Raw genomic sequence first — 26,185 nt, 5'->3', positions numbered from 1 at the left:
ATGACTCGCTCCGGCGCAAGGGTGCACCTCAGCGGATCCCGGGGGTGACACGGCGCGAGGGACGGCCGTACGTTGACGGCGGGGACCGCTTCGACGACGAGGAGTTGCGCGTGAGCGAGACGACCCGCACCCAGCTCTTCCGGGAAGCCCGCGACCTGCTGCTCCGCTTACGGGAGGAGCCCGAGCGGGCGGCCCGCGAGTTCGTGTGGCCGGCCTTCGGCGACAGGTTCAACTGGGCCACGGACTGGTTCGACGCGATCGCGCGGGGGAACGACCGCACGGCCCTGTGGATCGTGGAGGAGGACGGCTCCGAGCGGCGCTACTCCTTCGACGAGATGGCCCGGCGCTCGGATCGGGTGGCGGCCTGGCTGGCCGCCCGGGGGGTCGGCAAGGGCGACCACGTGCTGCTGATGCTCGGCAACCAGGTCGAGCTGTGGGAGTCGATGCTGGCGGTGATGAAGCTCGGTGCGGTGATCATGCCGGCGACGACCGCCCTCGGCACGGCGGACCTCGCCGACCGCGTAGAGCGGGGACGCGTCCGGCACGTCATCGTCAACGCGGCCGACACGCACAAGTTCGACGGCGTCCCGGGGGAGTACGGCCGCGTCTGCGTGGGTGAGGCGGCGGGCTGGCTGCGGTACGGCGACGCCTCCGCGATGCCGGAGCCGGAGCCGTTCGAGGCCGGGACCTCCCCCGGCGACCCGCTTCTGCTGTACTTCACCTCGGGCACGACGAGCAGGCCGAAGCTCGTGCGGCACACGCAGGTGTCCTATCCGGTCGGCCACCTGACGACGATGTACTTCATCGGGGTGCGGCCGGGCGACGTCCACCTCAACATCAGCTCGCCCGGCTGGGCCAAGCACGCCTGGAGCTGCTTGTTCGCGCCCTGGAACGCCGAGGCGACGGTGTTCGTGCACAACTACTCCCGCTTCGACGCCGCCGCCCTGCTCGGGCGGATCCGCCGCGCCGGGGTCACCACGTTCTGCGCGCCGCCCACGGTCTGGCGGATGCTCATCCAGGCCGACCTGGGGGACGGGCCCGGCGGCCTGCGTGAGGCGGTGGCCGCAGGGGAGCCGCTGAATCCCGAGGTCATCGCCCAGGTGGAGCGGGCGTGGGGGCTGACGGTCCGTGACGGGTACGGCCAGACCGAGACGACCGCGCTGATCGCCAACACGCCGGGCACGCCCGTCAAGGCTGGTTCGATGGGCCGCCCTCTTCCCGGCGTCCCCGTCGTGGTCGTCGATCCCGTGACCGGCCGGGCGGCGGACGAAGGAGAGATCTGTCTGGATCTCGCCGCCGGCCCGGTCAACCTTATGACCGGATACCTGGACGGCGACGAGGAGGCCATGGCCGGCGGGCTCTACCACACCGGCGACGTCGCGGTCCGGGACGCCGACGGCTCGATCACCTTCGTGGGACGCACCGACGACGTGTTCAAGGCGTCCGACTACAAGATCTCGCCGTTCGAGCTGGAAAGCGTGCTCATCGAGCACCCCGCCGTGGCCGAGGCCGCGGTCGTGCCCGCCCCCGACCCGATCCGCCTCGCGGTGCCCAAGGCGTACGTGGTGCCGGCCGCGGGCTGGGAGCCGAACCGGGAGACCGCGGCGGCCATCCTGCGGCACGCCCGTGAGAGGCTCGCGCCCTACCAGCGGGTGCGGCGCGTCGAGTTCGCCGAGCTGCCCAAGACCATCTCGGGGAAGATCCGGCGGGTCGAGCTGCGGGCCAGGGAGGCCGGCGCGGCGGACGCGGGCACCCCGCCGCCGGGGGAGTGGCGGGACGACCAGTTCCCCGAGCTTCGCTCCTGACCCGGCCGGTCCTCCATCGGCCCCATCCCCTCCGGCCGCTGCCCGGACAGCGGGGCCGTCACCGCGCGCCGTGCGCGAGGAGGCGGGCGACCGGCTCCTCGGTCAGCCCGACGACGCCGTCGAAGTCGGTCGAACGGCTGACGGCGGCCCAGTGCTCCGCTTCGGCCGCGCGGGACCGGGACGCCTGCTCGGCCATGCGCAGCGCGTCGGAGCCGAGCAGGAGCCGCAGCGGCGGATCGTCCACGTCGACCAGCTCGGCGATCACCCTGGCCGCCCGCCGGGGGTCGCCCGGCTGGGCGCCGTCCACCGCTCGCCGGTAGGCGTTCACCCGGCCGACGGTCTGCTCGTAGTCCGGCCCCACCGGCGGGATGCGCATCGACGAGCCGCCCCAGTCCGTACGGAACCCGCCGGGCTCGACGACGACCACGGTGATCCCCAGCGGCCGGACCTCGCTGTTCAGCACCTCGGAGAACCCTTCGACGGCGAACTTGGCGGCCTGGTAGGCGCCGAGCCCCGGTGTGCCCCCGACCCGGCCGCCCACCGAGCCGATCTGCAGGATGTGACCGGACCGCTGCGCGCGCAGCACCGGCAGCGCGGCCTTGGTCATGGTGACGACGCCGAACAGGTTGGTCTCGAACTGCGCCCGGAAGTCCTCGTCGGAGGTCTCCTCGATGGGTGAGGAGTTCGCGTACCCCGCGTTGTTCACCAGCACGTCCAGCGAGCCGAACTCCTCGACGGCCAGCCGTACGGCCCGCTGCGCCGCCGTGGCGTCGGTGACGTCCAGTGCGACGGCGCGTGCCCGCTCGCCGTGGGCCCGTACGAGGTCGTCCAGCCGTTCCGGCCGGCGGGCGGTGGCCACGAGGCGGTCGCCGCGTTCGAGCACCTCCCGGGCCAGCGCGTGTCCGAGGCCCCGGGACGCGCCGGTGATAAGCCATGTCCTCTGCATGATGTGTTGTCTCCTTCAGTGGATGTTCAGCGTGCCGCGCCCACCGGGACCCGCTCGGCCGCCTCGGCGGCGGGCGCCGCACGGCGGCGCGCCCCCGGGACGAGCAGCGCCACGGCGACGGTGGCCGCCAGGGTCACGGCCAGCACCAGGAAGGCGGTGGTGAAGCCCGACTCGTACGGCAGCCCGTCGGGGCGCAGGTGCCCGGTGACGAGCGAGCTGATGACGGCGGTGCCGATGGAGCCGCCGATGGTGCGGATGTTGGTGTTCATTCCGCCGGCGACGGCGGTCTGGCCGGCCGGCACGCTCTGCACGATCAGGTTCGTCATCGAGGCGTAGGCCAGGCCGAGACCGAGCCCGAACACGGCGGTCGCGGCGGCGAGCTGCCAGGGCCGGTCGTGCCAGAGGGCGACGCCGGCGCTCGACAGCGCGCCGAGCGCGCATCCCCACACGAGCTGAGCCTTGACCCCGGCGACGCGGGAGATCGGGCCGCTCACCGTGCCGGCGACGGCCATCGTGACGAGCATGGGCAGCATCAGCAGCCCGGCCTCGGTCACGCTCGATCCGAATCCGTAGCCCGTCACGGCCGCCGGTATCTGCATGAACTGCGGCAGGAACGCGTACGAGGCGAACATGCCGGCGCCGAACAGCAGCGCCACCAGGTTGGTCGTCCACACGGCCGGGAGCCGCATCATGCGCATGTCGATCAGCGGGTCGCGCGAGCGCAGCTCGACCGCGATCCACGCGGCGAACAGCACCGCGGCGGCGGCGAGCGGCGCGATGACGGCGGCCGAGCCCCAGCCCCAGGCGGACGCCTCGGTGAGCGGGACCAGCAGAGCCACCAGCCATCCGGACAGCAACGCCGCGGCCGCCCAGTTGACCCGGCCGGGCGTGCGCACCGGGGACCGGGGCACGTTGCGGTACGCCAGGAGCGCGGTGGCGACGACGACGATCGCCGGGATCCAGAACAGCCAGCGCCAGCCGAGAGCGTCGACGATCGGGCCGGCCAGCACGATTCCGACGCCGCCACCCGCGGCGATGACGGCGGACAGGACGCCGACCATCGAGGGCACCCGGGTGGCGGGGAACTCGTCGCGCACGATCCCGAACGACACGGGGAACACGGCGCCGCCGAGCCCCTGCACGATCCGTCCGGCGATGAGCACCCCGACGTTGGGGGCGACGGCGGCGACGACGCAGCCGACCGCGATGGCGGCCAACGCGATGAGCAGTGTGCGGTCCTTGCCGATCATGTCGGCGATGCGGCCCATCAGCGGCGTGGCGACGGACGCGGACAGCAGCCAGGCGGTGAGCACCCAGGTCACGGTGCTCTGGCCAGTGTGCAGGTCGTGCTGGATGGTGGACAGCACGGGGCTGACCAGGGACTGCAGCAGGGAGAACGAGGCCGTTGCGGCTGCCAGCGCGAGGAAGGTCAGCCGTTGCGGCGAGGTGGTGCGTGACATCGAGATCCTTCGACAGGAGGAACCGGCGCGACGAGGCGCGCCGGTGACGCCGCCCCGGCGACGGGGACGGCACGAAACAGAGACGACGATCAGGGCGGCGTTGACAGGGAGGACGCGAACGCGAATGCCCGCCTGCTAAAGTCGAGGCGTGCCTCCAGATTAGCGGAGGTACTCCTCCGGTTCAACTCGAAAGGAAGACCGGTGAAGGAGAAGGCGGCCGAAGGCCCCCGGACGCGGGTGCGACGCCCCCAGCGCGCCGACGCGCGGCGCAACTTCGACGCGCTGCTCGCCGCCGCGCGGGAGGCGTTCGCCGAACACGGCACGGCGGCCTCGCTGGAGGACATCGCCCGGCGTGCCGGGGTCGGCATCGGCACGCTCTATCGCAACTTCCCCACCCGCCAGGACCTGTTCGACAGCGTGTACCTGGACGAGATCGACGAGCTGTGCAGTGCCGCTGGGCAGGTCGCGGCCCTGCCGCCGTGGGAGGCGCTGGCCGCCTGGCTGCGCCGGTTCGTGGACTACGCGGCCACCAAGCGGGCCATCTACGAGGCGCTCAACCGCGACTCGGAGATGATGCGGTCGTGCCGGACCGCGATGTACGAGGCGGGGGAGCCGCTGTTCGACCGGGCGAAGGAGGCCGGGGAGGTCCGCGGCGACGTGACCTTCGACGACGTCCTGCGGATGATCTCCGGCATCACCGGGGGCGGGTTCGTGGACGACGACCAGCGTGAGCGGGTGCTGGGCATGGCCCTCGACGGCGTCCGCTCCCGCCCGGCCTGAATCCCGGGGGAGAACAGGAACGCCGGGCGGGGCCGACGGCCCCGCCCGGCTGAGGTGCCCGGCGTGTCACTCGGCGATCGGCGTCACCGCGATCTTGTCGATGATCGGGGCGTACTTCGATCGGAGCAGGATGTCCGGGAAGGTCTCGGAGATGTAGGTGGCGCCGTCGAAGTTCGGCAGTTCGCGTGAGGCGAAGGCGACGGTGTTGGCTCCCTTCGTGAGCTGGACGGGGATGGTCATCTCCCAGAAGTTGTCGGCGTGGAAGGAGTGGGGGAACCAGGCCCGCTGCGGTGTGGCGCCGTTGACGGAGATCTCGGCGTGGCGGGCCAGCGGGTCGGGGTTGTAGTGGGACGCGGGCGACTGTTCGGGGTTGGAGTAGCGAACCGTCAGCGCGTACGTCCCGTTCTCGGGGGCGGTCACGTCGAAGGTGAGGGTGTTCGCGTTGCCGGGGGCGCCGCCGATGTCGGTGACGGCCTTCCCGCCGCTCGCCAGCGGATAGGCGGCCACCTTGGCGGCGCCGGCGACGCGGGCCGACTCGGCCTCATACCAGGTGGGCTTGAGCGTGCCCTCGGTCGTGGCGGCCCGCAGCCGGTCCAGCCGCACCCTGCCCGTGCGCGCCGTGTAGGTGATCTTGTTGACGCCGCCGGACAGGAACGCCTTGACCTGCGAGGACCCGGATGGCTCGGCGATGTCCCGGCCGTTGACGGTCAGCGTGCCCTTGCCGCCGCCGCGCAGGTCGACACCCAGCGTGGACTCGCCGTCGCCCGGTGAGTAGACCCAGAACGTCGCCGACTGTCCCTTGCGCAGGTCGGCCACGCCGGAGCCGGACACCTTCTTCTCGCTGTAGTCGGTGCGCGCGCCGCCGAGGGTGGCGTACTCGGCCTCGTAGATCGCCTCGCTCGCGGCCGGGTTGGCGAGGGTCAGGTCGATCTTGTCGACGATCGCGTCTCCCTTGGTGGCGCGGGTGCCGTCGAGGCTCCTGGCGGCCAGGGTGATCGTGTGGTCCCCCTTGGAGAGGGTGACCTTCGTGTCGGTGTGGTCCCAGACCACCCACTTGTATCCCAGCGGCAGGTGCAGCTCCCGCTCGTCCTTGCCGTCGACCCGGAGGAAGACGTTGGTCGGGCCCTGCTCCCGCACCGCGTCGGCGGTGTTCAGCGAGTTCGCGAAGACCGACAGGTCGTACGTGCCGTCCCGCGGGACCGACACCGTGAAGTTCAGCGTGACGTCGGAGCCGGTGCGCAGCCCGCCGACGTCGTAGCCGCCCGAAGTGTAGAACTTGCCGACGTCGGACGGAGTCCCCTCGGGACCGTTGCGGCTGTACCCCGTGCCCGTGTGGCCGGCGTTCTCCGCCTCGTACGTGGCCTGCCAGAGCGTGGTCGCCGGAGTGCCGGAGGCGGCGTGGTCGCCGGGGGTGAGGATGATCTGGTAGGCCGACGACTCCTTCAGGGCGGGCAGCGCGGGCCCGAACGCGAAGCTCACCGCGCCGTCCGTCACCTTCTGGTTCAGCTCGGCGACGACCCGGGGCTGCGCGGAGTCGCCGACCTGGCCGGTCCACGGGATCTCCTGGATCAGGGCGTGCACCGTGCCCCCGAACCCCTTGCGGCCGAACAGCGCGGTGTCGACGTTGTCGAAGTGGATCCCGACCCGGCCGGACGCGCCGCCGAACAGCGCGCGGGCCTGGGCCTTGGCCTTGTCGAGCGTCGCGACGCCCTGCAGCGTGTAGCTGACGTTCGGCCGCGGCGGGATGACCTTCACCGTGGTGCCGGTCATCTGGCCGTAGGCGTGGAGCAGCCACCACTGGCCGTTGCCGCGGTTCGCCTGCACGGCCGAGTCGGACAGGTTGCCGTCGATGTTCCAGTACGCGATGTCGGCGTCGACCTTCGACTCCTCGATGGCCGAGGCCCACTGGACCATCTGGCCGGGCACCGACGTGTGGTAGTTGAAGGCGTACTCGTCCAGGTTGATCGGGAGCTGCCTGCCCTCGTACGGGGTGCCCGTGAAGATGACCTGCTCCCACTGGCGATACTTCGCCACGTTGGTGCGGATGCGGGCCGGGTCGCCCAGCTCGTGCCAGGTCATGACCTCGGGGACCGTCCCCGCCTGCACGGCGTGCCGCAGGAAGCCCTGCACCTGGTCGTACAGGACACTGGTGTTGGGGCCCGCGATCCTGGCCTTCGGCATCTTGCCCTTGATCAGGGCGTTGATCTCATCCCAGGCCCTGAAGTAGTACTGCGGGTCGCTCAGCCAGTTGATCTTGTTGTAGCTCCACGTGCCGGTGCCGAACATGTTGCCCTCGGGCTCGTTGAACGGCACGAAGACGATGTGGTCCTGATATTTCGGGTCGAGTTGGAGGACCTGGTCGACCTGCTTGGCGATCTTGGCCTTGAAGTCGTTCAGCCTGGCCTCGGGCGTGCTGCCGGGCCACTCGTAGGGGAAGCCCCGGTAGATGTCGGTCATGTAGATGTACACGTCGCCGCCGGTGCTGTCGGCGAGCGGCTTGACCACCTCCAGCGCGTCGGCGCCGGGGTGCTGCGGGCCGTCCTGGGCCTTGGTCGCGACCGTGCGCAGCCGCATGCCCTCGAGGAGGTTGGAGGTCGGCACGCCCTCGCCGTACACGCCGTACAGAGTGCCCGACGCGCCGCCGTGGAAGGCGCCGGTCTCGGTGCCGAGGTCGACGGTCAGGTCGTTGGCGAGGACCTTGACCGTGGCCTCGACGGTGGCCTCGATCGGGGCCCCGGACGCGGTGCCCTTGACGGTGAACTGACCCGGCTTGGCGTACCGGGCCGGGTCGACCGCCTCCCAGGTGACCGGCACGCCGCGGCGGATGCCGTCGGAGAACTGCGCGTTGACGGTCGTGGGCAGCGTCGGCGCGGTGCCCGTGTAGGTGACGATCTCGAAGGAGGCCTGCTCGACCTTGGTGAGGGCGGCCTTGTGGTCGCCGGCGAGTTCCGCGACCTGCTCGGCACTCATGGAGGCGTCGTAGACCCGGAAGTCGTCCAGGTCGCCGGCGAGGAAGGGGTGCCCGCCCCAGAACGGCTTGCCCAGGAAGCCGGAGGTGCTGTTGCGGTCGGAATGCATCACCGCGGCCAGGTCGACCTGGGCGGTGGTGCTGCCGATGGCCACGCCGTTCACGTAGTAGGTGAGGGTCTTGCCGTCGATCGTGGTGACGAGGTTGACCCACTGGCCGGTCGGCAGCTTCTGCGCGCCCGGCACCCCCACCTCGGCGCTGCCGTTGACCGGCTTGATGGACGACCTGGTGGTGGCGTCGCCGGCGTACGACGGGGTGACGAAGGTGGCGGTCCCGGCGTCTTTTCCGAGGTTGTAGACCCACTGGAAGTCGGCGCCGCCCGCCCACTTCAGCCAGGTGGAGACCGTCATCGCGTGCCGGTCGCGGAACAGGCCGTTCGGGATCGTGACATAGGGGGCGGTCGCCGAGCCGGTCGCCCCGCCGGGCAGTGACAGCGCCTGTGTGCCGTCCGGGCCCGCGGCGGCCTTGGCCGCGCCGGGGTTGGCCAGGGCTCCGTCGAGACCGGACGGGGAGCGGTCCTCGATGACGCCGCTCGACAGGTCGCCTTCGAAGTCGTAGTGGAGGACGAGTGCCGGTGCGCCGGCGCTCTGGGCCGACGAGGCGAGTGCCGGTGAGGCGGCAAGGGGGATCGTGGTCATCGTGAGGGCGGAGGCGAGAACGGCATGAGGCACGAGCCTGCGTGCTCGCCCGGACAGGGGTACGGCCATGCGCTGTCCTGTTCGCGGGGGAGTGAGTGGTGAATCGAATCGATTCGGCGAATCGATTCGATCGGACGATAAGCGGGGTTTCGTGAAACGGTCAAGGAACGGCACGTCATCGTCATCTCGCCGTCACACGCCGGCGCACGTGACGGCTCGCATCGGACGACAGCGCCGCGAGCCCGGAGGCCGCACGGCGCACGCGGACGACGCGCCCCCGCGGACGTCCCCGTAGACGTCTCCGCGGACGCCTCCGCGAATGTCCGCGCAAATCGTGCCGCAAGCCCATTGACGCATGCGGCGGACCGGGCCTATCGTCAGCGAACCGATTCGCCGAATCGGTTCGACTCGGATCGGAGACAGCCGCGTAACGCTGTCAGTGGAGGTCACGTCATGAGACCAGGGTCAAGCGGCCGGCGTGCGGCCGGGATGGGTGCGGCGCTCCTCACGGCTGCCGCCGGGCTGGCCGCCTGCTCGTCACCGTCCGACGACGCCGGCGCCTCCTCGGCGGGCGCGAGCCAGGCCGCCGGGGGCGGGACCTACACGATCTGGGATCCGTACCCGCAGTACGACAAGAGCTCCGACTGGGTGAAGCTGCTGGACACGTGCGGCACCCAGGCGGGGGTGAAGGTCGAGCGGACCGGCTATGACACCAGCGACCTCACGAACAAGGCGCTGCTGGCGGCTCAGCAGGGCAACTCGCCGGACGTGCTGATCGTGGACAACCCGGTCGTCTCGACGCTGGCCGAGGCCGGCGTGCTGACGACGACCGAGGAGAACAAGCTCGACGTCTCGTCGATCGCGCCGAACCTGCTCGCGGCGGGCCAGCTCGGCGGCAAGACGTACGGGGTCCCGATCGGGGCGAACACGCTGGCCCTCTACTACAACAAGGAGGTGCTGAAGAAGGCCGGCGTGGACGCGGCCGCGGTGAAGGACTGGGCGTCGCTGACCGCGGCGTTGGAGAAGGTGAAGGCCGCGGGCAAGAAGGGCATCACGTTCTCGGCCATCGGCACCGAAGAGGGCAGCTTCCAGTTCCTGCCCTGGTTCTGGGGCTCCGGTGCGAACCTCACCAAGCTCGACTCACCCGAGGGCGTCTCCGCGGTGGGCCTGTGGGCCGACTGGCTCAAGAAGGGCTACGCGCCCAACTCGGTCATCAACAACACCCAGACCACGAGCTGGCAGGAGTTCGCGACCGGAGACTTCGCCTTCGCAGAAAACGGCACCTGGCAGCTCGCCAACGCCAAGAAGACCGGCTTCGACTACGGCATCATCCCGATCCCGGCCAAGGACGGCGGCACCGCCCCCGCCCCGACCGGCGGCGAGTTCGTCAGCATCCCGGTGCAGTCGGACACCGCACGCTACGCCACCTCGCAGAAGCTCGTGAGCTGTCTGACCAGCACCGGCAACTCCCTGGCGACCACGACCACGCTGTCGTACATCGCGCCGACGGAGGAGGTGCAGGCCAAGCAGGTCGAGCAGAACGCGGAGCTGAAGGTGTGGGTGGAGGCGGTCAAGGCGGCCAAGGGCCGCACCAGCGACAACCTCGGCACGAAGTACCCGAAGATCTCCGAGCCGATGTGGGGCGCCGTGCAGGCGGCGCTGAGCGGTTCCACGGCTCCGCAGGAGGCGATGACGGCGGCGCAGTCGGCGGCGGCGAGCGCGACCCGGTAATGAGCATGAGCCGAGTGACGCGATCGCCGGTGCGTACCGCCCGCGCCCCCGTCCCCGCTCAGGGGCGGGAGCGCCGGGCGGGGCGTACCCGACCGGGGAAGCGGGCGACAGGACAGCGGGCGCCAGAGCAGTGGGCGGCGTGGGCGTTCCTCGCCCCCGTCGTCGTCTACCTGCTGATCTTCTACGCCTATCCGTTGTATCGCAACGTCGAGCTGAGCCTGCGCAACTACACGGTGCGGTCGTTCGTGCAGGGGGACGCGCCGTTCGCCGGGTTCGCCAACTACGCCAAGGTGTTCGCCGACGCCACCTTCGCCCCGGCGCTGTGGCACACCATCGTGTTCACGGTGGTGTCGCTGGCCTTCCAGTTCACGATCGGGCTCGCCCTGGCCGTGTTCTTCAGCCGGAACTTCCGGCTGTCGGCCACGCTGCGCGCGCTGTTCCTGGTGCCGTGGCTGCTGCCGCTGATCGTGTCCGCCTCGACCTGGTCGTGGATGCTCAACAGCGACTCCGGCGTGGTCAACGCAGCCCTGAGCTGGATCGGCGTCGGCCCGGTCAACTGGCTGACCTCCCCCGACTGGTCGCTGTGGTCGGTGATCATCGCGAACATCTGGATCGGGATCCCGTTCAACCTGGTGGTGCTCTACAGCGGGCTGCAGGCGATCCCCTCGGCCGTGTACGAGGCGGCGGCGCTGGACGGGGCGGGTGGCTGGCAGCGGTTCTGGCGGGTGACGTTCCCGCTGCTGCGTCCGGTGTCGGCGATCACGCTGCTGCTGGGGCTGGTCTACACGTTGAAGGTGTTCGACATCATCTGGATCATGACGAAGGGCGGGCCGAGCGGTTCCTCCAGCACGTTCGCCACCTGGTCCTACCGGCTCGGCTTCGGCAACCTCGTACCCTCCTTCGGCCCCGGCGCGGCGGTGGGCAACCTGCTGATCCTCATGGCGCTGGCCTTCGGGCTCGTCTACATCCGCGTGCAGCGACGGCAGGCCGCGGCATGAGGCGGCTCAAGACCGCCGTCGGGCTGGCGCTCACGGCCGTGATGCTGTTCCCGGTCTACTGGATGGTCAACGTGTCGTTCACCCGCGACCAGGACATGCGCAAGTCGCCGCCGTACTGGTTCCCGGTGCACGGCACGCTGGACGGCTACCGGGCGGTGCTGGAGCGGCAGTTGCCCTACCTGGGGGTGAGCCTGGTCGTCGGGCTGGGCACCGTCGCGCTGACCCTGCTGGTCGCGGCGCCGGGGGCGTACTCGCTGGCCAAGCTGCGGCCGCGCGGCGGCGGCGTGCTGAGCTTCGTGCTGCTGATCGCGCAGATGATCCCGGGGATCATCATGGCGATGGGCTTCTACGCCATCTTCCTCACCACCGGCGTGCTCAACACCGTCCCCGGGCTGATCGTGGCCGACTCCACGCTCGCGGTGCCGTTCGCCGTGCTGATCCTCACCGCGTTCATGTCCGGCATCCCCGAGGAGTTGCTGCAGGCGGCCCGGGTGGACGGCGCCGGGGCGCTGCGCACGTTCGTCTCGATCGTGCTGCCGGTCTCCCGTAACTCGATCATCACGGTGTCGCTGTTCGCGTTCCTGTGGGCCTGGTCGGACTTCGTCTTCGCCTCCACCCTCGACCAGGGCGGCGCCCATCAGCCGATCACCCTGGGGATCTATCACTACATCGGCAACAACAACCAGGAGTGGAACGCCATCATGGCCACCGCCGTGGTCGCCTCGATCCCGGCGACCGTTCTGCTCATCGTCGCCCAGCGCTACGTCGCCGCGGGCGTCACCGCCGGCGCCGTCAAGGACTGAGTTTCTTCGAGAAGGGACCCCCTCTTCATGACCGTCGCCGCTTCAGGCCCGGTGTTCTCCCTGCGGGAAATCCCGTTCAGCTACCGCGGCTCCTGGTTCGGGTTCTCGCCGGTGGTCGCCCAGAAGACCTACGCCCGGGACGTGCATCTGGTCTCCCACCAGACCGGCATGCACCCGGTCCTGCGGCTCGTGCCGTCCGGGGAGAGCGACGTCACCGCCACGCCCCACCAGCTCACCTGGAGCCGTGCCGGCGGCCGGATCGACCTCGCCTACGAGAACGCCGACACGGTGCGGCTGCGCGGCAGGGACCTCGGGCTGACTTTCCTGGCCGCAGACCCCGTCCTGACGCCGTTCAGCGGCCCGTACTTCTACCAGGACCCGGCGGACGGATCGTTCGTCTTCACCGTCTACCAGACCGGCCGCCGCTACCGCGTCACGGTGCTCGCGGGACAGGCAGAAGCGCGGGGCGCGCAGGCGCTCGGCACCGCCGAACGGGGCGTCGTCCTGAGTGGCGAGTGGGAGGTCGCCGTCGAGGAGTACGAGGCCGCTCGCGCCCCCTACGCGCCCGCCGGCGCGTTCGAGGAGGTGGCCGAGGCGGCGCGGGCCGAGTTCGACGCGTTCACCGCGGCGGTCGCGCCCTGGCGCAGCGAACGGACGCCCGCGGCCGAGCTGGCCGCCTACGTCCTGTGGTCGGCGACCGTACGTCCGGCCGGGTTCGTCACCCGGCCCGCCGTGCTGATGTCCAAGCACTGGATGGACAAGGTGTGGAGCTGGGACCACTGCTTCAACGCCATCGCCCTCGCCGACGGCCTGCCCGGCCTGGCGTGGGACCAGTTCCGGCTGCCCTTCGACCACCAGGACGAGGCGGGCGCGCTGCCCGACTCCGTCACCCACTCGGAGATCCTCTACAACTTCGTCAAGCCGCCCATCCACGGCTGGGCTCTGCGCCGCCTGCCGGCGGCGGCCGAGCCGGAGGAGGTCTACCGGCTACTGGAACGCTGGACGGCCTTCTGGCTCACGGCACGGCGTGTCCCCGGTCGTGAACTGCCGCACTACCAGCACGGCAACGACAGCGGCTGGGACAACGCCACCACCTTCGACCCCGAACGCGTCGTCGAGACCGCCGACCTGGCCGCCTTCCTCGTGCTGCAGATGCGCGAACTGGCCCGCCGGGCCCCGGACCCGGCGGCCGCGGCCCGCTGGTCCGGCGCCGCCGACCGGATGCGCGACGCGCTGCTCGCCGAGCTGTGGACGGGGGACCGGTTCGTCGCACGCGGCGCGCACTCGGGGCGCACCTGGTCGAGCTCCAGCCTGCTCGACCTCATGCCCATCGTGCTCGGCGACGAGCTCCCCGAGCGTGTGCACACGGCGCTCGCCGCGCGCATCGCCGCGCATCTGACCGCGTTCGGTCCGGCCACCGAGCACCCCGGGTCCGAGCACTATCAGGACGACGGCTACTGGCGGGGACCGATCTGGGCCCCCTCGACCGTCCTCGTCGAGGACGGCCTGCGCCGCGCCGGTCACACCGGGCTGGCCGACGAGATCAGCGCCCGCTTCCGCGGGCTGTGCGAGCGGTCCGGCTTCGCGGAGAACTTCGACGCGCGCACCGGCGAGGGGCTGCGCGACCGCGCCTACACCTGGACGGCCAGTGCCTATCTCAGCCTCGCCGCCGCCCACGAACGGCGACACGAACAGCGGACGCGGACGGCCGGTACGGCGGCTTTGACACAACCGCGGACGCCTGCGTAGCCTGCCGTCGAATCGATTCGAACAATCGCGTCGACGAGCTGCCGCGGGGGACGGGTGAACATCGGGGAGATCGCGAGGCGGGCGGGCGTGTCGCGGAGCACGGTCTCCTACGCCCTCAGCGGCAAGCGCGCGGTCTCCGCCGCGACCCGCCGGCGCATCCTGCAGGTCGTCGACGACGTCGGCTATCGGCCCAACGCCTCCGCCAGAGCCCTGGCGGAGGGCCGCACCCGTGCCATCGGACTGGTCATCCCGCCCGCCGGGCGGCGGCTGACCCCGATCCAGCTCGGCTTCGTCGCCGATGTCGTGGCCGCTGCCGGCCGGCGCGAGCTGGACGTGCTGCTGTCGCCCAGCGGCGGCGAGCACGACCGCTCGTTCGAACGGATGATTCGCGGTCGCCGGGTCGACGGCGTGATCCTGATGGAGGTCCGGCTGCGGGACGCGAGAGCGGCCCGCCTGCGGGAGTCCGGTGTGCCCTTCGTGGCGATCGGCCATACCGCGGACGCGGCCACCGGATACTGGGTGGATCTGGACTACCGGGGACTCGTCGCGGGCTGTGTGCATCACCTGGCCGACCTCGGGCATCGCGAGATCGCGCTGATCAACCGGCCACGAGAGCTCCTCGATTCCGGTTACGGCCCGGCTCGCCGTGCCCTGGACGGATTCACCGCCGCAGCGGCGGCACGGTCCCTGTCCGCGACCGCGTCGTGCTGCGCCGACGAGGCGACGGCGGGCGAGACCTGCATCGAGGACCTGCTGGCGGCCCGGCCGCGGGTCACCGGCCTCGTCACGGTGAACGAGGCGGCCCTGCCCGGCGTCGAGCGCGCGCTGCGACGCCTCGGCCGCGCGATACCCCGGCGGATCTCCGTCACCGGAGTCGTGGGGCGGCACTGGGCCGAGGAGTTCCACCCGCCGCTCACCGCGGCCGACGTCCCGATCACCGAGATGGCCGAAAGGGCCGTCGAACTGCTGGCCGAGCGAATGGCCGAGCCCGGCACGCCGCCCAGCCACGTCCTGCTCTTCCCGCCGATCTCCCTGCGTTCGAGCACGGCGCCGCCACCGTGAACGAGTTCCGCCGGGCCGGCAGGTCCGGCGGATTCGGCCGATCCGGCCGTTCTCGCCCGGTCCGCCCGAGAGGATAGGTTGGCTCCCGATCATCTGGGCGCGAGTCGCTATGGGGAGGTGCGGGACATGGTGCCGTCCACGCTCGGCGGTCGTTACGAGCTGGAGGAGCTGATCGGCCAGGGCGGCATGGGCGAGGTCTGGCGCGGCCGCGACCTGCGGGCCCACCGCCCCGTCGCGGTGAAGATCCTCGCGCCGCAGGTCGCCGGGGTCGCCTCGCGCGAGCGCTTCGCCCGCGAGGCCCGCGCCGCCGCCCGCGTCGTCCATCCGAACGTGGTGACCGTGCTCGACGTGGGCGAGCAGGACGCCCGGCCGTACCTGGTGATGGAGCTGCTCACCGGCCGCAGCCTGGCCGCGGAACTGCTCGACCGGGGCCGGTACGGCGTGGCGGAGGCGTGCGACCTCATGAGCCAGGCCGCCGCGGGGCTGGACGCCGCGCACCGCGCCGGGGTCGTGCACCGGGACGTCAAACCCGCGAACCTGCACCTCACGACGAGCGGCGTGCTCAAGGTGGTCGATTTCGGCGTCGCCCAGGTGGCGACCGAGGCGGCACGGCTCACGATGGTGGGCACCGTCATCGGCACCGCCGCCTACCTGGCGCCGGAGCAGATCGACGGCCGGGGTGGCGGGACCGCCTGCGATCTCTACGCGCTGGGGTGCGTCTGCTACGAGCTGCTGTGCGGGCGCCCGCCGTTCACCGGGTCGGCCCCCGAGCTGGTGTATCAGCACGTCCACCAGGTCCCGGCGCCGCCCGGCCGCCACCGGCCCGACATCCCCGCCGAGCTGGAGCGCCTGATCATCGCGCTGCTGGCCAAGGACCCCGCCGCCCGGCCCGCCGACGCGGAGGTCGCGCGCCGGGTCCTGGCGGCCGTCGCCCTCTCCGCGCGGGAGGCCGCCCAGCGGGAGCCGGCCCAGTGGGAGGCCGCTCAGTGGGAGGCCGCTCAGTGGGAGGCCGGGACGGCGGCGCCGCAGGCGTCGTATCCGGCCGGTGCGCGTGCGGGCGACACGGCGCTGCTCAACACGGGGCTGCTCAACACGGGAATGCTCGACACGGGGCTGCTCGACACGGGGATGGTCGACACGGGGCTGCCCGACGCACCGCCGCCCGGCCTGCCGGCCGGGCGTGCTCCGGGCCGTTCGGGAACGTCGCCGGAACGACGCACGCTCATCCGGCTCGGCGCCGCGGTGGCGGGGCTCGCCGCGGTCACGATCGGGGTTGCGGCGCTGTCCGACGGCGGCGGGCAGGCGGAACCCGCGGCCGCGGCCCAGTCGCCGGCGGGCACGGACGCCGGGGCGTCGCCCACGCCGGCATCCCGGCCGTCCAGGACACCGTCCCCGAAGTCGTCTCCCACGCCGTCCCTCAGGCCGTCTCCGAGGTCGTCCCCGAAGCCGTCTCCCACGCCGCCCGCGCGCCGGGTGTACCGGAGCTACCAGGAATGGCTGGCCGCCTTCGACCACGCCGTCCAGGAGCAGGAGACCAGGGGCGGCATCGAGCCGAAGCTGGCCCGCGAGGCCCACGAAGCGATCAGGAAGACGGCCAGGGACATGTCCAGGGGCCCCGGCAGAGGCAGAGGCAGGGGCAGAGGCGACAAGGCCGCGCGGCACGTCGGAGAGTTGCTCGTCAAGCTGAGACGGGCGCACCAGACCGGCGCGCTCGCCGACGGCCCGCTCGTCGACTTCCTGAACGCCACCGGCCTCAGCGCGCGCAGGGGCCGCTGAGGGTCGCGACCGGCCCGGCGCACCGCGTTGCCGCGGTTGTTTCGCGCGTGACGCTTGCGCGTACGCCTCGGGCGTTGGTGTGCTGTGAATCACCCAGACCCCAGGAGGTTCGCCGTGTCCCCGCCTCCCGTCTCGCTCGACGACAAGTACGCGGCCGAGAACGGCACCGTGCTGATCTCGGGCGTCCAGGCCCTCGTCCGGCTCACCCTGGAGCAGCGCCGCCTCGACGCCGAGCGCGGCCTGGACACCCGGGTGTTCGTCTCCGGATATCCCGGCTCGCCGCTGGGCGGCGTCGACCTGGAGATGGCACGGGCCGCGCGGTTCCTGGAGGAGGCGGGGGTGGTGGCCCGGCCCGGCCTCAACGAGGAGCTGGCGGCCACGGCGGTGGCGGGCACGCAGCTGCTCGCGCAGGTGCCGGGCCGCAGGCACGAGGGGGTGACCGGGTTCTGGTACGGGAAGAACCCGGGCCTCGACCGGGCCGCCGACGCGATCCGGCACGGCAACCTCGCCGGCACCGCGCCGCTCGGCGGGGCGGTGGCCTGGATCGGCGACGACCCGGCCTGCAAGTCGTCGACCGTGCCCAGCTCCTGCGAGCCGATGTGCCAGAGCCTGTCGATGCCGCTGCTCGCCCCCGGTTCCGTGGCGGAGGTCGTCGAACTCGGGCTGCACGCGGTGGCGCTGTCGCGCGCCACCGGTCTGTGGGCCGGCTTGAAGATCGTCGCCGACGTCGCCGACGCCTCCGCCACCGTCGACCTCGGATCGCTGCGCGAGAACATCCGGTCCGGCGTCCCGGTGCCGGACCGCGCCGATCGCGGGGCACCGCCCACCCTGGTCGGACCGGCCTCGCTCGACGCCGAACACGACATGCTCACCCGCAGGCTCCGCCTGGCCCGCGAGTACGCCCGCGCGCACGGCCTCAACCGGGTGACCCACGACGCGCCGCGCGCCACGACGGGCGTGCTCGCGTCCGGCGCCTCCTACGCCGTGGTCCTGCGCGCCCTGACCGATCTCGGCCTGGACGAGGCCGCGATGGACCACCTCGGCCTGCGGCTGATCCGGCTCGCCATGCCGTTCCCGCTCGCGTACGACGACCTCGCCGCCATGACCGCCGGGCTCGACCGGGTGCTCGTGGTCGAGGACAAGGTGCCGTTCCTGGAGGGACACCTCAAGCAGGCGTTGTACGACACCGGGTTGTACGACACCGGGTTATACGACACAGGGCAGCGCCCCGACGTCATCGGCCGTGACCTGCTGACGGCGCGCGGCACGCTCGGCGCCGAGGACGTGGCCGGCGCGCTCGCCGCCTGCCTCGGCCCCGACCGGCTTCCCCGCCGGGCCGCGATCCTGACGCCCACCTCCGCGAGGCGTCGGCTGCTCCCACTGGCCGCCGGCCGCACGCCGTACTTCTGCTCGGGCTGCCCGCACAACGCCTCCACGCGTGCCTCCGACGACACGCTGGTCGGCGCGGGCATCGGCTGCCACGCCATGATCGCCCTGGACGGCGACGGACGCGGCAGGCAGGTCGGCATGACGCAGATGGGGGGCGAGGGCGCCCTGTGGTTCGGCCTGGCCCCGTTCACCTCCGACCGCCACTTCACCCAGAATCTCGGTGACGGCACCTTCCACCATTCCGGCTCGCTGGCCGTACGCGCCGCCGTCGCGGCCGGGGTGTCGATGACGTACAAGCTGCTCTACAACGACGCGGTGGCGATGACCGGCGGACAGCGCGCCGAGGGCCGCCTCGACGTCCCGGCGCTGACGCGGTGGCTGGCGGCCGAGGGGGTGCGCCGGGTCGTGGTCACCACCCCGGAGCCCGAGACCTACCGGAACGTCCGGCTGGCGCCGATCGCGTCCGTACGGCACCGTGACGACCTCCCTGCCGTGCAGAAGGAGCTCGCGGCGATCGACGGGGTGACCGTGCTGATCCACGACGACCGCTGCGCGGCCGAGGAGCGGCGGCTGCGCAAGCGCGGCACGCTGCCCACGCCGAAGGCCAGGGTGGTGGTCAACGAGCGCGTATGCGAGGGCTGCGGCGACTGCGGGGACGCCTCCACCTGCCTGTCGGTGCAGCCGGTGGAGACGGAGTTCGGCCGCAAGACCCGCATCCACCAGGCGTCGTGCAACTCCGACCTGAGCTGTCTCAAGGGCGACTGCCCGTCGTTCCTGCTCGTCGAGCCCCGCTCGGAGACCCCGCGTACGGTGCCCGAGCCGCCGGTGGCGCTGACCGGGCCGGTGCCGCGCTTCCCGGAGCGCTCGGTGCTGCTGCGGATGCCCGGCATCGGCGGCACCGGGGTCGTCACCGTCTCGCAGATCCTGCGGATGGCCGCCCATCTCGACGGTCTGCACGCCGCCGGCCTCGACCAGACCGGGCTGGCGCAGAAGGGCGGTCCCGTCGTCAGCGACGTGCGCGTGTCCCCGCAGCCGATCAGCGGCGCGGTCCGTGCCGCCCGCGGCACCGCCGACGTCCTCATCTGCTTCGACGTGCTCGGCGCCGCCGCGGACGACACCCTCGCCGCCGCCTCGCCGGGCCGTACGGTCGCCGTCGTGAACACCGCGATCGTGCCGACGGCCGCCATGGTCACCGGCCGCGCCGCGCTCTCCGGGCCGCAGGACGCGATCGCCCGCATCGCGTCGGCCACCCTGCCCGAGACCGGCCTCCACCTGGACGCCGGCGCGTTGTCCGAGGCGCTGTTCGGCGACCACATGCCCGCCAACCTCGTGCTCGCCGGCGCGGCCTACCAGCACGGCTGCATCCCGATCTCCGCGGACGCGATCGAGGGCGCCATCCGCCTCAACGGTGGTCCCAAGAGTGCGGCCGTCGAACGGAACCTGGCGGCCTTCCGCTGGGGCCGGGCCGCCGTCCTGGACCGCGAGGCGGTGTTCCGGGCCGTGTCCGGGGCCGCGATCCCCCAGCAAAAGATCGCGCAGCCGGAGATCGCGGCGCCGGCCGGCGCGCTGGAGGAGACGCTCGCCGTGCGCGTCGCCGACCTGACCGGCTACCAGAACGCGGCCTACGCCCGCTCGTACGCGCGCGACGTGCGCGGGGTGGCCGCGCTGGCCGCCGAGCGGGCGGGGGAGGAGGCCGGCGCGCGGATCGGGCTCGCGTACGCCCGGGGGCTGCACAAGCTCATGGCGTACAAGGACGAGTACGAGGTCGCCCGGCTGCACCTCGACCCGGTGGAGCGGGCCCGGCGCGAGCGGGAGTTCGGCCCCGGCGCCGCCGTGTCGGTGCTGCTGCACCCGCCGCTGCTGCGGGCGATGGGCCTCAAGCGCAAGATCAAGTTGCGCCGGTCCGCCGGCGTCGTGTTCCGCGGGCTGCGGGCCGCCCGCGTGCTGCGCGGCACCGCGTTCGACGTGTTCGGGCACGCCGCCGTCCGCCGGGTGGAGCGTACGCTGGTCGTGGAGTACCGCGAGCTGGTACGACGCGCGCTCGGCCGGCTCACCCCGGCGACCGCCCCGGCCGTCGCCGAGATCGCCGCCCTGCCGGACATGATCCGCGGATACGAGGGCATCAAGCTCGCCCGTGTCGCCGAGTTTCGCGACCGCGCCGCCGCCCTTCTCGCCGAGCTGAACGAGCCCGTCCTCCAGGAGGCACCGTGACCGTCGACCGTCTGCTGCCCGGCCAGGACGCCCGGGACCTCATCGAGCTGACCCGCGAGATCGCCGACAAGGAACTCGCCCGCCGCGTCGACGAGCACGAGCGCGCGGAGACCTATCCCGAGGGGCTGTTCGCCACGCTCGGCGCCGCCGGGCTCCTCGGCCTGCCCTACCCGGAGGAGTACGGCGGCGGCGGCCAGCCGTACGAGGTGTACCTCCAGGTGCTCGAGGAGCTGGCCGCGCGGTGGGCCGCCGTCGCGGTCGCGGTCAGCGTGCACACGCTGTCCTGCTTCCCCGTCGCGACGTACGGCACGCCGGAGCAGCGGGAACGCTGGCTGCCGGACATGCTCGCCGGGCGGCTGGTCGGCGGCTACAGCCTGTCGGAGCCCCAGGCCGGTTCGGACGCCGGGGCTCTGACCTGCAAGGCCGACAAGGCCGAGGGCGGCTACCGGATCACCGGCACCAAGGCGTGGATCACCCACGGCGGCCGGGCCGACTTCTACGCCCTGTTCGCCCGCACGGGTGAGGGCAGCCGGGGCGTCTCCTGCTTCCTCGCCCCCGGCGCCGCCGACGGCCTGACCTTCGGCCGGCCCGAGGAGAAGATGGGCCTGCACGCCGTCCCCACCACTACCGCCCACTGGGACGGCGTGCTGATCGACGCCGACCGCCTCATCGGCGCGGAGGGCCAGGGCCTGCCCATCGCCTTCGGCGCGCTCGACTCCGGGAGGCTGGGCATCGCCGCCTGCGCCGTCGGCCTCGCCCAGGCCGCGCTCGACGAGGCCGTCGCGTACGCCAAGGAGCGCGAGGCGTTCGGCAAGAAGATCATCGACCATCAGGGGCTCGGCTTCCTGCTCGCCGACATGGCCGCGGGCGTGGACTCCGCCCGGGCCACGTACCTCGACGCGGCCCGCCGCCGCGACGCCGGCCTGCCGTACGGCAGGCAGGCCAGCGTCGCCAAGCTGGTCGCGACCGACACCGCGATGCGGGTCACCACCGACGCGGTCCAGGTCTTCGGCGGGTACGGCTACACGCGCGAGTTCCGCGTCGAGCGCTACATGCGCGAGGCGAAGATCATGCAGATTTTCGAGGGCACCAACCAGATCCAGCGCCTGGTCATCAGCCGCCACCTCGCCAAGTAGCCCATTGATCAGGGAATTCTTGACTCGGATGAAGATCATCGGACGATACTGGACTTCGCCCGATGATCTTCAGTTCTGCCCGGCCACGAGCCGGGGGCGACGCATGCGCCGGTCGATCGCCTCGCGCGCCCGCTGATGCGAGCTGGACTGCATGTGGGCGTAGACACGTAGCGTGAACCCCGGGTTGGAATGCCCGAGGTACTCGGTCAGTTCGTTGATCGAGACACCGGCTGGGAGTGTCACCGAGGCGTAGTAGTGCCTGAGCTGGTGTGTGCCCTCCTTCCGGGTCGTGATGTACCGGCGGCGGCCTCGCGCGTCCTTCGTCGGCTCGGGGATTACGCCCGCGATGCTCGGCGTGGGAGTCGATGATCGACCAGACCACCTCGTCTGCCCAGGCGATGTCTTCTCGTCGGTGTGCGATGGGGCCTTCACGATCTCGGACTTGGCCGGATTCCGCTTGATCTTCTCGTCGGCTTAGGAAGCCTTCTTGTTCTCCGAGGACTTATAGTCGCCGGCCATCATTTGTAGCATCGGAAAGTTTACCGTACCATTTACGTGTAATGGTAACCGTTGTCAAGATCTTGAAATCCAAAGCTGTGGAACGACACCATAGCGATGTCATGAGGGGTGTACCCCGGTGATGGAGATTCCCTCCAGACATCTACCCCCCGTCATCGAAGGGACTGTGTCTTGAAATTCGGGCTCGCTGGTCTAGCCGTCTTCGCTCTCGCAGCCTCAGGGCTGGTTGTGAATCCAGCATTCGCCGACGCCGCGCCAGACTCGGCCCTCCTGGCCGGCTGCACAGCCACCGCCTACGTTCCGACATACGCTTCGCCGAGTGTCACTGCCAAGGGAACCGGAAGCTGTAGCGGCGTTTCCAGCGCGAGTATCCAGGTCCTTCTACTCAGAGACAGCTCTCAGGTGGCGTCGAGCAGTGGTAGCTGCTCGACCAATGGAGCCTGTTCCACAGTAACCGCCAAAGCGAACAACCAGTCCGGCGACCAGGTGTGGTGCTCCGTTGCCACAGTTTCCTTCACGATTTCCGGCCAAAGCTACGGCTCCTCGGACCGAAAGTGCGAAACATCCGCTTGGATTGCTCGCCCCTAGCTCAGACTGCTATAGGTCGGTCTTCGGGAAAATCGGCAGACCACTTCTCACGGAGCGGGTGGCGTCGATCCGCACCCCTGGGGGTGCGGATCCCGACTCATGATCGGGAACCCGCTCTGTCCGGATGAAGCAGCAAGAAGCCCCCCGCATAGGCGGGGGGCTTCCTGCGTTTCTGATGGTTAAATCCACTACGAGACCCGGCGCTGGATGTCGATCAGTATCTCGAGCATCTGCGCCTGCGCGGCCTTCATACTGGCCTGCTCCTGCTCGATGCGATCGAACCGCTCATCGACCCGACCGAACCGCGAAGAGGGCCACGACTCGGCCTCGCACCGGCGGTTCCTCCAGAGCGACGACTTCCGGCGGGTCATCCTCACCTCGGACGGCCTGACCGCGTACCCGCCCCGGGCGCCGAGCCCTTGACGGCGGGGTTCGCCCAGTCGGTGCCCGGGATCTTCTCCGGCCGCATCGACCACATGAACGCCATGATCGCGACCCTGACGAACATGGCCGCGCCCCACCTCGACGGCGGCTACGTCGCGGCCTCGCTGCTGGACATGTCGAAGCAGTCCGGCGCCTACGACAACACCACCGTCGCCGTGATCGACCTGCTCCACGGCGATGACGACACCAACTGAGCCGGAGCGGCCTGGGCCAGGACGGGCCCCGGCCGCTCCCGGAAGGGAGCCAACACCAGATGACCGAAGCCGCCGCCACCGCGCCCGGCCTCAGCAGCAGCGTCATGGGCCGCTGTCGCATCCCGGCGGACGGCAGCGCAACCTCATCGCTGGGCTGCTGCTCCACAAGTACCTCCCGGCCGCCGCCAACCGCTGGTGGCTCGACCTGCGCGGCGGCGTCGTCATCACCGGCATGTGCCACTGCGGCGCACCCTCCGAGCTGCCCCACCACATCTACGACTCGGCGCGCGCGTGTCCGACAACTACCCGAGAGACGATCCCTGGACCAGGAAAATCCGACCCGCCGCCGACCCGACGACCAACCGGGTGGCGATCACCACGAAGGCCAACCTCGACGGCTGGGTCCTCACTACCGGGCCGGCCGACGAGGACGGCGTGATCGAGCTGACCATACCCGCGACCAGTGGGTCATCATCGTCGCCTGCAAGGGCCAGGCCGCGTTCGGCGCCGCGCTGCAGTGGCCCGGCGACTCCTGCCCGGCCGCGATGCTTTCGCTGCGGGAGCTGACCCGCTACCTGCGCGGCAACCGCGCACAGATGGGCGCCTTCTACATCGGGCAGCGCGTCGTCGTCGGCGACAAGTGCGGGGAGGTGGACGACATCCACCCCTTGCGACCGTGTACCAGTGGAATTCGCGCGGTGGTGGCCCGCGCTTCATGAAGATCGGCAAGCACGTACCGCTACAAGATCGCGGACGTGGAAGCTTGGGAAGGGTCGCTGTGTGTCGAGCAGGCAATCGGCTGACTCCAGATCCAGCGCCTCGTCATCAGCCGCCACCTCGCCCGCTGAAATCCCCCATGCCGTGCGGGTGAACGGCCGCACCCACGCGGGGTGGCGGCCGCCTCGGGAATCGGCGCACCCCTATCGGTGTTCCCTGCCGATCAGAGCGTACCGTTAGGCGGGTTCTGTCCGCTTATTAGCTGTTTGGGGGAATTATGGCTAAGCCAGTTCTGCAGATCGTCATCGCCAGTACGCGCCCCGGGCGGGTCGGGCTACCGGTCGCGGAATGGTTCCGCGAGCGCGCGGCGGCCCAGGACGCCTTCGAGGTCGAGCTCGTCGACCTGGCGGAGGTGAATCTGCCGTTCCTGGACGAGCCGAACCACCCCCGGCTCCGGCAGTACGTCCACCAGCACACCAAGGAGTGGAGCGCCACCGTCGAGCGCGCCGACGCGTTCGTGTTCGTCACGCCCGAGTACAACTACGGCTTCAACGCGGTGCTGAAGAACGCCATCGACTACCTGCACCACGAGTGGCAGTACAAGCCGGTCGGGTTCGTCAGCTACGGCGGAGTCTCGGCGGGCACGCGCGCCGTGCAGATGCTCAAGCAGGTCGTCACCACGCTGAAGATGGTGCCGGTGTTCGACGCGGTCTCCATCCCCTTCGTCGCCCAGCTTCTCGACGAGGAGGGCCGCCTGCGGTCCAACGACGTGATGAACACGGCGGCGGACGCGATGGTGACCGAGCTGGCCCGGCTCGCCACCGCGCTGCGGCACCTGCGTCCCGCCGCCTGAGGCTCACCCCGGCAGCGAGCCGGTCACGGGGTCCCGGCGCGTGAGGCAGTAGACGCCGCCCGCCGGGTCGCGCATGACGATCCAGTGCCGCCCCCGCGCCACGAGCACCGCGCCGTGCCGCTCGTGCCGTACGCGAGCGGCGCCGGGGTCAGCACAGGCCAGGTCGATGTGGGCGGACTGGCCGTGCCCCTCGCCGAGCCGCTGCAGGAGGATCCGCACCGGCATCCCCGGCATCGCCAGCACCGTGAACTCGGGCAGCGACCCCCGGCGAGGCGGCCACCCGGTCAGCGCCTGCCAGAACGCCGCCTCCTCCTCGTACGCGCCGGGGGCGATGTCGAGGCAGACCTGGTCGAGGCGGGTGCCGGCGAAGACGGGCGGCCGCCGCGTCGTCCCCTCTCCGGGGACGAGACAGAACGCCCTGCCCTCCGGGGAGCGCAGCACGGCCCAGTCGCCGTGGTCGTCGGCGACGGCGGCGCCGAGCGCCACGGCCCGGGTCATCGAGGCACGGACGTCGTCCACCTCCAGATCGAGGTGGGCGCCGCCCCCGTCGCCCACCGCCTGGATCTTCGCGCACGCGTCACCAGTCTCCGGCAGCAGCGTGGCGAACTCCCCGTCGTCGCCCCGCCGGGGCGACAGGCGCATGCCGGTGACGGCGGTCCAGAACGCGGCGGCCTCCTCGAAGCTCTCCCTGGGCCTGTCGATGAAGGCCAGCACCCGCCGCAGCGCCATCAGGGAGCCTCCTCGAACAGCGGGAGCAGTGCCGTCTCCAGGTCCGCCGGGGCGCGGTAGACGACCCCGGTCATGCCGAGCGCCCTCGCCGCGGCGACGTTCTCGGCCCGATCGTCGACGAACAGGCAGCGCCGGGCGGGGACGCCGGCGCGGCCGGCGGCGATCTCGAAGATCCGCGCGTCGGGCTTGGCCACTCCCACGTCGTAACTGCTCACGACGTGGTCGAAGGCGTCCTGCAGCTCCAGCTCGCGCAGGTGGGCGGCCAGTTCCGAGGTGGCGTTGCTGACGAGCACGACGGGGACGCGGGCGCGCGCCCGCGTGAGCAGCGCCAGCACCTCCTCGTCCGCCCAGGTGCGGGCGGCCAGCCAGTCGGCGGTCAGCGCGCTCGCGCGCGCGGCCGAGCCCACCAGCCCGGCGAGGACGGGAACGGCCGAGGCCAGCCACTCCTCCCGGGTCACCAGCCCGGTCAGGGCCGGGACCACCAGCGCCGACTGGCCGGTCACCCGGGCCACCGTCCCCGGCTCCACCCCGTACGCCCGCTCGATCTCCGCCTGGTGCTCAAGATCGGACAATTTCAGGACCCCGTCGAAGTCGCACAGCACCGCGTCGAACGCTCTGGCCGCCATGGT

20 protein-coding genes are annotated in these 26,185 nt (G+C 71.5%); 13 read left to right on the top strand and 7 right to left on the bottom strand.

The features are described from left to right. Nucleotides 1–110: 110 nt before the first annotated feature. Nucleotides 111–1,805 carry an AMP-binding protein gene (locus ACQPZZ_RS21305; RefSeq protein WP_432920891.1) on the top strand — a complete coding sequence of 565 codons (1,695 nt, stop codon included), beginning with the start codon at nt 111–113 and terminating at the stop codon, nt 1,803–1,805. 58 nt (nt 1,806–1,863) lie between these two features. Here ACQPZZ_RS21305 and ACQPZZ_RS21300 read toward each other — a convergent pair whose 3' ends face one another. Then, a complete protein-coding gene (locus ACQPZZ_RS21300) occupies nt 1,864–2,751 on the bottom strand; it encodes an oxidoreductase (RefSeq protein WP_432920888.1) in 888 nt (295 codons plus the stop codon). Between the two features lie 26 nt (nt 2,752–2,777). Further along, nucleotides 2,778–4,211, bottom strand: a complete 1,434-nt coding sequence (locus ACQPZZ_RS21295; protein ID WP_432920885.1) for an MFS transporter — start codon at nt 4,209–4,211, stop codon at nt 2,778–2,780. A 201-nt stretch (nt 4,212–4,412) separates the two neighbouring features. Here ACQPZZ_RS21295 and ACQPZZ_RS21290 point away from each other — a divergent pair, with 201 nt between their 5' ends. Next, nucleotides 4,413–4,991, top strand: a complete 579-nt coding sequence (locus ACQPZZ_RS21290) for a TetR/AcrR family transcriptional regulator (protein ID WP_432920882.1) — start codon at nt 4,413–4,415, stop codon at nt 4,989–4,991. Between the two features lie 66 nt (nt 4,992–5,057). Here ACQPZZ_RS21290 and ACQPZZ_RS21285 read toward each other — a convergent pair whose 3' ends face one another. Beyond that, entirely contained in the window at nt 5,058–8,726 is a 3,669-nt protein-coding gene (locus ACQPZZ_RS21285) for a LamG-like jellyroll fold domain-containing protein (RefSeq protein ID WP_432920879.1), read from the bottom strand. Between the two features lie 384 nt (nt 8,727–9,110). Between ACQPZZ_RS21285 and ACQPZZ_RS21280 the strand changes: the two genes are divergently transcribed. From ACQPZZ_RS21280 to ACQPZZ_RS21245, 8 genes are all read left to right on the top strand, one after another. Next, on the top strand, nt 9,111–10,388 hold the full coding sequence (locus tag ACQPZZ_RS21280; protein ID WP_432920876.1) for a sugar ABC transporter substrate-binding protein: 1,278 nt from the start codon (nt 9,111–9,113) through the stop codon (nt 10,386–10,388). 14 nt (nt 10,389–10,402) lie between these two features. After that, entirely contained in the window at nt 10,403–11,386 is a 984-nt protein-coding gene (locus ACQPZZ_RS21275; RefSeq protein ID WP_432920873.1) for a carbohydrate ABC transporter permease, read from the top strand. Next, nucleotides 11,383–12,189: a carbohydrate ABC transporter permease gene (locus ACQPZZ_RS21270; RefSeq protein WP_432920870.1), complete on the top strand. Its 807-nt coding sequence runs from the start codon at nt 11,383–11,385 to the stop codon at nt 12,187–12,189. The genes ACQPZZ_RS21275 and ACQPZZ_RS21270 overlap by 4 nt, the downstream gene beginning before the upstream one ends. A 27-nt stretch (nt 12,190–12,216) precedes the next feature. Continuing rightward, entirely contained in the window at nt 12,217–13,938 is a 1,722-nt protein-coding gene (locus tag ACQPZZ_RS21265) for an amylo-alpha-1,6-glucosidase (protein ID WP_432920867.1), read from the top strand. A gap of 54 nt (nt 13,939–13,992) precedes the next feature. Next, nucleotides 13,993–15,000, top strand: coding sequence for a LacI family DNA-binding transcriptional regulator (locus ACQPZZ_RS21260; RefSeq protein ID WP_432920864.1), 1,008 nt, complete (start codon nt 13,993–13,995; stop codon nt 14,998–15,000). 126 nt (nt 15,001–15,126) lie between these two features. Further along, on the top strand, nt 15,127–16,776 hold the full coding sequence (locus tag ACQPZZ_RS21255) for a serine/threonine-protein kinase (protein WP_432920861.1): 1,650 nt from the start codon (nt 15,127–15,129) through the stop codon (nt 16,774–16,776). A 114-nt stretch (nt 16,777–16,890) separates the two neighbouring features. Further along, nucleotides 16,891–20,376 carry an indolepyruvate ferredoxin oxidoreductase family protein gene (locus tag ACQPZZ_RS21250; protein ID WP_432920858.1) on the top strand — a complete coding sequence of 1,162 codons (3,486 nt, stop codon included), beginning with the start codon at nt 16,891–16,893 and terminating at the stop codon, nt 20,374–20,376. Next, a complete protein-coding gene (locus ACQPZZ_RS21245) occupies nt 20,373–21,512 on the top strand; it encodes an acyl-CoA dehydrogenase family protein (protein ID WP_432920855.1) in 1,140 nt (379 codons plus the stop codon). The genes ACQPZZ_RS21250 and ACQPZZ_RS21245 overlap by 4 nt, the downstream gene beginning before the upstream one ends. 69 nt (nt 21,513–21,581) lie before the next feature. Here ACQPZZ_RS21245 and ACQPZZ_RS21240 read toward each other — a convergent pair whose 3' ends face one another. Beyond that, nucleotides 21,582–21,944, bottom strand: coding sequence for a tyrosine-type recombinase/integrase (locus tag ACQPZZ_RS21240; RefSeq protein WP_432920852.1), 363 nt, complete (start codon nt 21,942–21,944; stop codon nt 21,582–21,584). A gap of 863 nt (nt 21,945–22,807) precedes the next feature. Then, entirely contained in the window at nt 22,808–22,990 is a 183-nt protein-coding gene (locus ACQPZZ_RS21235; protein WP_432920849.1) for a hypothetical protein, read from the bottom strand. A 48-nt stretch (nt 22,991–23,038) separates the two neighbouring features. On the opposite strand from ACQPZZ_RS21235, the gene ACQPZZ_RS21230 reads away from it, so the two are divergent. The 3 genes from ACQPZZ_RS21230 (at nt 23,039) to ACQPZZ_RS21220 (ending at nt 24,827) form a co-directional block, all read left to right on the top strand. After that, the gene (locus ACQPZZ_RS21230) at nt 23,039–23,257 is read left to right on the top strand and encodes a hypothetical protein (protein ID WP_432920846.1); all 219 of its coding nucleotides are present in this window, start codon (nt 23,039–23,041) and stop codon (nt 23,255–23,257) included. A gap of 545 nt (nt 23,258–23,802) precedes the next feature. Beyond that, complete coding sequence (locus ACQPZZ_RS21225; protein WP_432920843.1) at nt 23,803–23,976, top strand: hypothetical protein; 174 nt, start codon at nt 23,803–23,805, stop codon at nt 23,974–23,976. Between the two features lie 275 nt (nt 23,977–24,251). Next, nucleotides 24,252–24,827, top strand: coding sequence for an NADPH-dependent FMN reductase (locus tag ACQPZZ_RS21220; RefSeq protein WP_363647192.1), 576 nt, complete (start codon nt 24,252–24,254; stop codon nt 24,825–24,827). Between the two features lie 3 nt (nt 24,828–24,830). On the opposite strand, the gene ACQPZZ_RS21215 is transcribed toward ACQPZZ_RS21220, so the two are convergent. Then, nucleotides 24,831–25,556 (bottom strand): VOC family protein, encoded by a 726-nt coding sequence (locus ACQPZZ_RS21215; protein ID WP_432920840.1) that lies wholly within the window; start codon nt 25,554–25,556, stop codon nt 24,831–24,833. Then, entirely contained in the window at nt 25,556–26,182 is a 627-nt protein-coding gene (locus ACQPZZ_RS21210; RefSeq protein ID WP_432920837.1) for an HAD-IA family hydrolase, read from the bottom strand. The genes ACQPZZ_RS21215 and ACQPZZ_RS21210 overlap by 1 nt, the downstream gene beginning before the upstream one ends. Nucleotides 26,183–26,185: the final 3 nt, after the last annotated feature.

The sequence above is a fragment of the Microbispora sp. CA-135349 genome (assembly GCF_050947365.1).
Classification (GTDB): domain Bacteria; phylum Actinomycetota; class Actinomycetes; order Streptosporangiales; family Streptosporangiaceae; genus Microbispora.
Note: the sequence above shows the minus strand (reverse complement) of the source record. Positions and strands in the feature narration are given on the sequence as shown.

Bases quoted from the DNA above. Each gene is read 5' to 3' on its own strand.
- ACQPZZ_RS21300 (WP_432920888.1), bottom strand. From the start codon at position 2,751: ATGCAGAGGACATGGCTTATCACCGGCGCGTCCCGGGGCCTCGGACAC.
- ACQPZZ_RS21295 (WP_432920885.1), bottom strand. From the start codon at position 4,211: ATGTCACGCACCACCTCGCCGCAACGGCTGACCTTCCTCGCGCTGGCA.
- ACQPZZ_RS21285 (WP_432920879.1), bottom strand. From the start codon at position 8,726: ATGGCCGTACCCCTGTCCGGGCGAGCACGCAGGCTCGTGCCTCATGCC.
- ACQPZZ_RS21280 (WP_432920876.1), top strand. From the start codon at position 9,111: ATGAGACCAGGGTCAAGCGGCCGGCGTGCGGCCGGGATGGGTGCGGCG.
- ACQPZZ_RS21270 (WP_432920870.1), top strand. From the start codon at position 11,383: ATGAGGCGGCTCAAGACCGCCGTCGGGCTGGCGCTCACGGCCGTGATG.
- ACQPZZ_RS21265 (WP_432920867.1), top strand. From the start codon at position 12,217: ATGACCGTCGCCGCTTCAGGCCCGGTGTTCTCCCTGCGGGAAATCCCG.
- ACQPZZ_RS21255 (WP_432920861.1), top strand. From the start codon at position 15,127: ATGGTGCCGTCCACGCTCGGCGGTCGTTACGAGCTGGAGGAGCTGATC.
- ACQPZZ_RS21235 (WP_432920849.1), bottom strand. From the start codon at position 22,990: ATGACCCGCCGGAAGTCGTCGCTCTGGAGGAACCGCCGGTGCGAGGCC.
- ACQPZZ_RS21225 (WP_432920843.1), top strand. From the start codon at position 23,803: ATGCTTTCGCTGCGGGAGCTGACCCGCTACCTGCGCGGCAACCGCGCA.
- ACQPZZ_RS21220 (WP_363647192.1), top strand. From the start codon at position 24,252: ATGGCTAAGCCAGTTCTGCAGATCGTCATCGCCAGTACGCGCCCCGGG.
- ACQPZZ_RS21215 (WP_432920840.1), bottom strand. From the start codon at position 25,556: ATGGCGCTGCGGCGGGTGCTGGCCTTCATCGACAGGCCCAGGGAGAGC.
- ACQPZZ_RS21210 (WP_432920837.1), bottom strand. From the start codon at position 26,182: ATGGCGGCCAGAGCGTTCGACGCGGTGCTGTGCGACTTCGACGGGGTC.